Origin of the sequence: Rhodococcus sp. 7Tela_A2, assembly GCF_049311045.1 — a bacterium.
Classification (GTDB): domain Bacteria; phylum Actinomycetota; class Actinomycetes; order Mycobacteriales; family Mycobacteriaceae; genus Rhodococcus.
The window spans coordinates 1-6,843 of the sequence record NZ_JAXION010000168.1; the positions used below are offsets into that span (position 1 = coordinate 1).

Sequence of the window (6,843 nt, forward strand, 5' to 3'; positions counted from 1 at the left end):
CGCCGTGACAGCCGTCGCTGTCACGGCGGCGGCACGGTCAGCGACGGGCAGCGAGACGAGTGATCGCGACGCCCGCGACCGAGCGACTCTCGACGGGATCGAAGTGATGCGGTGCGAAGTCCGCGCGGAACAACGGTATTCCGTTGCCCGCCACGATCGGACTGACCTTCAGGACGAGTTCGTCGATCTCGGGTAACAGCGCGCCCGCGAGAGAGCCGCCCCCGCACAACCAGATTCCTCCGCCGTCCTGCTGCTTCAGTTCTCGCACGTACGCGAGCGGATCGCTGTCGACGAGGGTGACGGTGTCGTCCGGTGCTTCGCTCATCGTGGTGGAGAAGACGTACTGCTTCAGATGCTGATACGAACTCGTGACCCCGTCATCGAGGGACGGCTCCCACGTGCGTCTGCCCATGACCACCGCGTCGAAGTTCTTGTTCGGCGGGTCGATCCCGAGATGCGCACGCGCCTGGGTGGGGATCGTTTCCGGGAACTCCTCGACGAGTACCGACACCAGTTCGTCGGGTACCGGAAAGAAATCGAACCCGCCCGACGGGTCGGCGATGAACCCGTCGAGCGTGGTGGCCACGTAGTAGGTCAGTGTGCGCAAGAATGCTCCCGTCTCGGCAGTCAGGCCTGTGCCCGATCGACGAGCAACGTTAGGGCATGGCGCACCGTCCGGGCGAGCACTTTTTGGGGGTCACCCTCGAATTGCTTTTCCTCGCAGCGGGTTCCCTCCGGCCCGGTCGTGGCGAACCACACCGTGCCCGGCGGGCGCCCGTCCTGCGAGTCGGGTCCGCCCGCCCCGCTCACGGCAACCACGATCTCCGCTTCGAGCAGGCGCGAGGTGGACTCGGCCATGGCCCGGACAGCTTGCTCGCTCACGACCGGTCCCTCGGGAACGCGGAGCAGACCGTGTTTCACTTCGCGTGAGTACGCGACGATGCCGCCGCGAAACCACTCCGAACTGCCTTTCGCGGCGCCGAGGCGCGCCGCCAGCGTTCCCGCGGTGAGGGACTCCGCGCACCCCACCGTCAGACTGCGCTCGGACGCGAGGTCGGCGAGTCGTTCGATCAAGTCGTCGGAACGATCGGTTCCTTCGACAATGTCGTCATCGGCCACGGGAAGCTCCTTCTCTGTCGTCTCGAATCCATCGGGTGAGCAGGGTGCCGTCGTCGTCGGCGACCAGGTGGGTCCGTCGCATGGGGGTGACGACGGGAGTCGGCGTCGAGGCGATGCGCCCCGCCGAGCCCGCCGCGAGAACGGGGGCGAACGTCAGGCACAGGTCGTCGACGATGTCGGCTTCGATCATGCTGCCGAACAATTGCGGACCTCCTTCGCACAGTACGCGCGTCCATCCGGCCTTCGTGACGGCGGCGAGCAGGGCTGCACCGTCGATGGTGTCGTCGGCGATCACCCGGACGTCGGCACCGGCGTCCTCCGCCCTGCGGCGGTTGGCGACAGGGGCGCTCGCACTGGTGAACACGATCGGAGGCACCGTCGTATCGGTGAACAGCCTCAGATCCGACGGGAAGTAGCAGGACGTCGTCACGACCGCGATGGGAGGCACGGCGTCGAGCCCGTCCGCTTCACGACGCGCACGAAGCGTCTCGCTGGTGCGCGCGCCCCCGTAGTTCTCGGTGCGCACGGTGCCCGCGCCGACGAGGATCACGTCCGCGAGTTCCCTGAGCAGCCCGAAGACCTTCTTGTCCGACGGGGTGCCGAGCGCCCCCGACCGGCCTTCCACCGCGACCGCGCCGTCGAGGGAGGACACGAAGTTCACGCGCATCCACGGGCGCTCGAGCCCTTCCGGATACGCGTACAACTGACGGAGCCGATCGTCGCCGACGTCGGTAGGGGAAGCGGGGTCGTCGAGTTGGTGCATGCACCCGATCAGATCACGCCGGTTCGTTCCCCGCTATGTCACGCGCCGTGGCCGGCCTCCATGTCGCTCACGTCGCGGAAGGTGAGCAGCGTGTCCAGCTTCTCGCGGAGTTCACCCTCCTCGGGATCGAGCAGGAACCCCCTGTGGTCGCCGAGATCGAATCTGTCCAGCACGCGCCCGACGAACCAGCCGGCTGCGCCGTCGAGGATCGGCAGGCCGTGCGGGCCCTCGCTCCACGAGCACTGCGCGAACTTGTCGATCTCGTCGCCCGTCTGCTCCCCGAAAAGCTCCGATATCGAGCGGTTCTCGGGGGAGAGGACGTGCACGGCCAGGTACTCGGCGTCCTGGGCGACACGGAAGGTGTGGTTCTTGTTCGAGATGGCGACGAGGAAGCGTGCCGGATCGATGCCCGTCTGAGTCGTGAACCCGACGAGGCACCCGCTGCGTTCTTCTCCGCCGCGTGTCGTGACGATGTACATCGGGTAGTCGAGCTGGGACATGATGTCGGCGAACCCCTCGGAGGAGCCGCGGACTGCATCGGTGTCGGACATGCTCCGATCGTACGTTTTACGTAGTGCCGATACGGTTTGGTGCGGGCGACGGCGCGGTACCCGAGTGCCATGACGGACCAACACGGCGGGGACGGTGCGGCCGGCGCAACCGTGGCACCCGACGATGCGCGCAAGCCCGACTCTCCGACGGACATCGAGAAACCGTCGTGGAAATACGTGGTCAAGAGGACCGTGCGGGAGTTCAGCCGAGACCAGTGCACCGATCTGGCGGCGTCGCTGACCTATTACGCGATCCTGTCGCTGTTTCCTGCGTTGCTGGTCGTGGTCTCGTTGCTCGGCGTCTTCGGGCAGGGCCAGGCCACCGTGGATGCGGTGCTCCAGATGGTCGAGGAACTGGGACCCGCCTCCGCGGTCGACACCCTGCGCGGACCCATCGAACAGTTGGTGCAGGCACCCACCGCCGGCCTCGCCCTCGTCATCGGTGTTCTCGGTGCCCTCTGGTCGGCTTCCGGCTACGTGGGGGCCTTCGGCCGCGCCATGAATCGCATCTACGAGATCGAAGAGGGACGCCCGATCTGGAAGCTGCGCCCGCAGATGCTGCTGGTGACGGCGCTCGTCCTGGTCTTCGCGGGTGCAACGGGCCTGATGCTCGTGGTGAGCGGACCGATCGCCCGCACCATCGGTGACGTCGTCGGCCTGGGCGAGACAGCGGTGACGGTCTGGAATATCGCGAAGTGGCCCGTGATGCTGATACTCGTCATCGTCCTTGTGGCGGTGCTCTACTACGCCACACCCAACGTCAAGCAGCCCAAGTTCCGGTGGGTGAGCGTCGGTTCTGTGATCGCGATTGTGGTCTGGATCGTCGCGTCGGTGCTGTTCGCGGTGTACGTCAGCAACTTCGGGAGTTACAACAAGACCTACGGTTCGCTCGCCGGTGCGGTGATCTTCCTGTTGTGGTTGTGGATCACCAACCTGGCACTGCTGTTCGGGGCCGAATTCGATGCGGAACTCGAACGTGGCCGGCAGTTGCAAGGTGGAATCGAAGCGGAGAAGACCCTCCAACTGCCCCCGCGCGACACCCGTGCGAGTGAGAAGAACCAGGCGAAGCATCAAGAACTGATCGAACGCGGGCGTCGCCTGCGTGGAGAAGTCGGCGACAACCAGGAAGGGGAACGAACATGACGGAACCGACCGGAGGGGGTGCGCGTCACGTGGCGGCCCAGCCCTCCGAACTGTCCACTGTCGAACTCACCGAACGGCTGACCGCGCAGGTCTCCACCCTCGTGCGCACCGAGGTCACCCATGCCCTCGACGAAGTGAAGTCCAAGGGCACCAGGATCGGTATCGGTGCCGGAATCTCCGGGGCCGGTGCGCTTCTGCTCTACCTCGGGCTCGCCACCCTCATCGCGGCGGGTGTGCTGGGGCTCGCGACCGCCGTGGACCCCTGGCTGGCGGCACTGATCGTCGCCGTTGTGGTTCTCGTGATCGGGGGCATCCTCGCGGCCGTCGGCGCCTCGAAGGCCAAGAATGCCGCGCCGCCGATGCCGGCACACGCGGTCGACAGCGTTCGGGCCGACGTGGCCGCCGCGAAGGGAGCAATGCAATGAGCCGACCCGACTCTTCCAACACCGGGCCCACCGAGTCGACCCCCAACGGGTCGGGCGGACCCGAGCCCGATATCGAACAGCAGCGCGCCGAACTCGCTGCGACGGTAGGCGAACTGACCGACCGGCTGGACGTGCCCACCCGCGTCAAGCACGCGGCCGACGAGCGCGTCGAAGCGGTACGGAACCGCCCCGACCTGCTTGCCGCAGCCGGGGCAGTTCTCGTCGCCGTCGTGCTGGTCGTCGTCTGGCGTCGCCGCCGCTAGACCCTCGCGGGGTCAGCCACCCAGTTGCGCCCGAAGCGCCTCGAGCACTGCCGGGTCTTCGATCGTGGACGGCACGGTGTACTGCTCGTGGTCGGCGATCTGGCGCATGGTCTTTCGGAGGATCTTGCCGGATCGGGTTTTCGGCAGTGCCTGCACGACGGTCACGTCCCGGAACGTCGCCACCGCACCGATCTGGTCGCGCACCATCGCGACGAGTTCCTGTCGCAAGGTCTCGGGGTCGATTTCCACACCGGCCTTGAGGACGACGTATCCCGACGGGCGCTGACCCTTGATCTCGTCGTGGATGCCCACCACGGCGCACTCGGCGACCGCCGGATGCGACGCCACGACCGCTTCCATTGTGCCCGTCGAAAGGCGGTGTCCGGCAACGTTGATCACGTCGTCGGAGCGTCCGAGCACGAACACGTATCCGTCCTCGTCCACGAAACCCGAATCGCCAGTGAGGTAGTAGCCGGGGAACGTGTCGAGATACGACCTGCGGTACCGGTCCTCGTCCTGCCACAGACCGGTCAAGGTGCCCGGCGGAAGCGGAAGCCGGACGACGATGTTGCCTTCGGTGTTCGCCTTCACGAGTTCGCCATGGGCATCGACGATTTCGACGCGGTACCCCGGCACCGGCACCGTCGGAGAACCCGCCTTGAGCGGCATCGGATCGAGACCGCGCAGATTCGCGGCGATCGCCCAGCCCGTCTCGGTCTGCCACCAGTGGTCGACGACCGGTCGCTCGAGTACGCGGGTCGCCCAGGCGTAGGTGTCGGGGTCGAGGCGTTCCCCGGCGGCGAACAGCGTTTCCAGCGAGTCGATCGAATACTTCGCGAGTTCCTCGGCGTCGGGATCCGCCTTGCGGACCGCGCGGATCGCGGTCGGTGCCGTGAACAGCGCTTTGACGTTGTTCTCCGCGATGATGCGCCAGAACGCGCCCGCGTCGGGCGTGCCTACCGGCTTGCCCTCGTACAGCACCGTGGTGGCGCCGGCGAGCAGTGGGCCGTAGACGATGTACGAGTGCCCGACCACCCACCCGACGTCGGACGCGGTCCACCACACGTCGCCCGCACCGATGTCGTAGATGTTGCGCATGGACCACGTCAGCGCGACCGCGTGTCCGCCGTTGTCGCGGACGACGCCCTTGGGCTTTCCAGTGGTTCCGGAGGTGTAGAGGATGTAGAGCGGGTCGGTGGCGGCGACCGAGACAGGTTCGGCCGGCGACGAGTCGGCGACGAGTTCGTCCCAGTCGAACCACGCGGCGGACGACGTCTTGTAGTCGGCAGCGGAACCGGGGATCTGTTCCCGATCCTTCACGATCACGGTGTGCGGGGGAGTCTTCGACAGCCCGAGGGCCGTCTCGACCATGGGGAGATACTCGACGGTGCGGCCGGGCTCGAGCCCACCCGACGCGGTGACGAGCACGACCGGACGGGCATCGTCGATGCGGGTCGCGAGTTCCTTCGCCGCGAACCCGCCGAAGACCACCGAGTGCACGGCACCGATGCGGGCGCACGCGAGCATCGCGATCGCGGCCTCCGGAATCATCGGCATGTAGATGATGACGCGGTCGCCGGCCACGACGCCCTGGTCGCGCAGCACTCCCGCGAATGTGGCGACCTCGTCGAGCAGTTCTGTGTACGTGTAGGTCTTCTTCGCCGGCACCATCGCCGAATCCCAGATCAGCGCGGTCCGGTCACCTGCACCTGCTGCGACATGCCGGTCGAGCGCGTTGACACTGGTGTTGAGAGTGCCGTCCGGGAACCACCGGTACGAGGGTGCGTGCGTGTCGTCCAGTGCGCGGGTGGGCGCGGTGTCCCAGTCGACGGCCTTCGCGGCCTCGAGCCAGAAGGCCTCGGGGTCCTCGACGCTCTGGTGGAACGCCTCCTCGTACGAGCTCATCGCCTGGTGTCCTTCCCTCGCACTGACAGTGGTGACCGCGTCACCCTATGTGACTGGCTGCGGCCCGGAACACGATGTGCGACGGGCGGCAGTGGTTGGGCGCCGAGCGGGGTGCCGACGGAAGGGCAGTGGACGGAAGGGCAGTGGAGGAGGTGGGCGTGATCTCGCCCGTTCGGGGAATCCGGATCCCATGGCTCAACGAACCACACCCGCAGTCGCGGCGTCGAGTCGGTGGACCGACACCGACGGGATCAGATACCCGCGTGGCGATACGCACGCGTGGACGCCCGGCACCAACCAGACCCTGTGCGGAGTCCCGCTCTCCCGTGCCCGACTCGCCCGCTTCCCGCACGTGCCGTGGACCGACGCCCTGTACCTGGCCGAACTCGGGGAACACGGAGTCTTCCCGTGCCGTCGCTGTAGCGGGGCCACGCTCAGTGATCGGCGCCGGTGGACCCGCACCGATCCGCGGCCGTGACGGCTGGTCGCTGTGTGGGTGGTCGCCTCGATCCAACGCACCTACGAACGAGAACTACCACGCACGCTCCGGTCACACCGCATGCCGGACACCGCACGCAAAGTCGCCGCGCTCGCTGCGCCCAAGCGAAGGACCAGGTCTGCCGGCACCGAGGAAGGGGGGTCGGTGGCCCGTTGGCGGCGCCAGGGTGAGGCGG

At 67.2% G+C, this 6,843-nt stretch carries 8 protein-coding genes and 1 pseudogene; 4 read left to right on the forward strand and 5 right to left on the reverse strand.

Going from position 1 to position 6,843, the window contains the following annotated elements:
- Positions 1-37 precede the first annotated feature (37 nt).
- From TVH25_RS20205 to TVH25_RS20220, 4 genes are read right to left on the reverse strand one after another with little or no spacing between them, the layout of a single operon-like run.
- Complete coding sequence (locus tag TVH25_RS20205; RefSeq protein ID WP_422425314.1) at positions 38-607, reverse strand: dihydrofolate reductase family protein; 570 nt, start codon at positions 605-607, stop codon at positions 38-40.
- A 20-nt stretch (positions 608-627) separates the two neighbouring features.
- Positions 628-1,119 carry a CinA family protein gene (locus tag TVH25_RS20210; RefSeq protein ID WP_169621165.1) on the reverse strand — a complete coding sequence of 164 codons (492 nt, stop codon included), beginning with the start codon at positions 1,117-1,119 and terminating at the stop codon, positions 628-630.
- Positions 1,109-1,882: a pyrimidine reductase family protein gene (locus TVH25_RS20215; protein WP_422425315.1), complete on the reverse strand. Its 774-nt coding sequence runs from the start codon at positions 1,880-1,882 to the stop codon at positions 1,109-1,111. The genes TVH25_RS20210 and TVH25_RS20215 overlap by 11 nt, the downstream gene beginning before the upstream one ends.
- A gap of 38 nt (positions 1,883-1,920) precedes the next feature.
- Positions 1,921-2,433, reverse strand: a complete 513-nt coding sequence (locus TVH25_RS20220) for a flavin reductase family protein (protein WP_296551081.1) — start codon at positions 2,431-2,433, stop codon at positions 1,921-1,923.
- Positions 2,434-2,502: 69 nt separating this feature from the next.
- Here TVH25_RS20220 and TVH25_RS20225 point away from each other — a divergent pair, with 69 nt between their 5' ends.
- From TVH25_RS20225 to TVH25_RS20235, 3 genes are read left to right on the forward strand one after another with little or no spacing between them, the layout of a single operon-like run.
- Positions 2,503-3,576: a YihY/virulence factor BrkB family protein gene (locus TVH25_RS20225; protein ID WP_169621162.1), complete on the forward strand. Its 1,074-nt coding sequence runs from the start codon at positions 2,503-2,505 to the stop codon at positions 3,574-3,576.
- A complete protein-coding gene (locus TVH25_RS20230; RefSeq protein WP_169651888.1) occupies positions 3,573-4,001 on the forward strand; it encodes a phage holin family protein in 429 nt (142 codons plus the stop codon). The genes TVH25_RS20225 and TVH25_RS20230 overlap by 4 nt, the downstream gene beginning before the upstream one ends.
- A complete protein-coding gene (locus TVH25_RS20235; protein ID WP_169621160.1) occupies positions 3,998-4,264 on the forward strand; it encodes a DUF3618 domain-containing protein in 267 nt (88 codons plus the stop codon). Before TVH25_RS20230 ends, TVH25_RS20235 begins: the two co-directional genes overlap by 4 nt.
- Positions 4,265-4,276: 12 nt before the next feature.
- Here TVH25_RS20235 and TVH25_RS20240 read toward each other — a convergent pair.
- Positions 4,277-6,172 (reverse strand): annotated as a pseudogene (locus TVH25_RS20240) (propionyl-CoA synthetase); the annotation flags it as partial.
- A gap of 187 nt (positions 6,173-6,359) precedes the next feature.
- On the opposite strand from TVH25_RS20240, the gene TVH25_RS20245 reads away from it, so the two are divergent.
- On the forward strand, positions 6,360-6,647 hold the full coding sequence (locus tag TVH25_RS20245; RefSeq protein ID WP_169621158.1) for a hypothetical protein: 288 nt from the start codon (positions 6,360-6,362) through the stop codon (positions 6,645-6,647).
- Positions 6,648-6,843 lie beyond the last annotated feature (196 nt).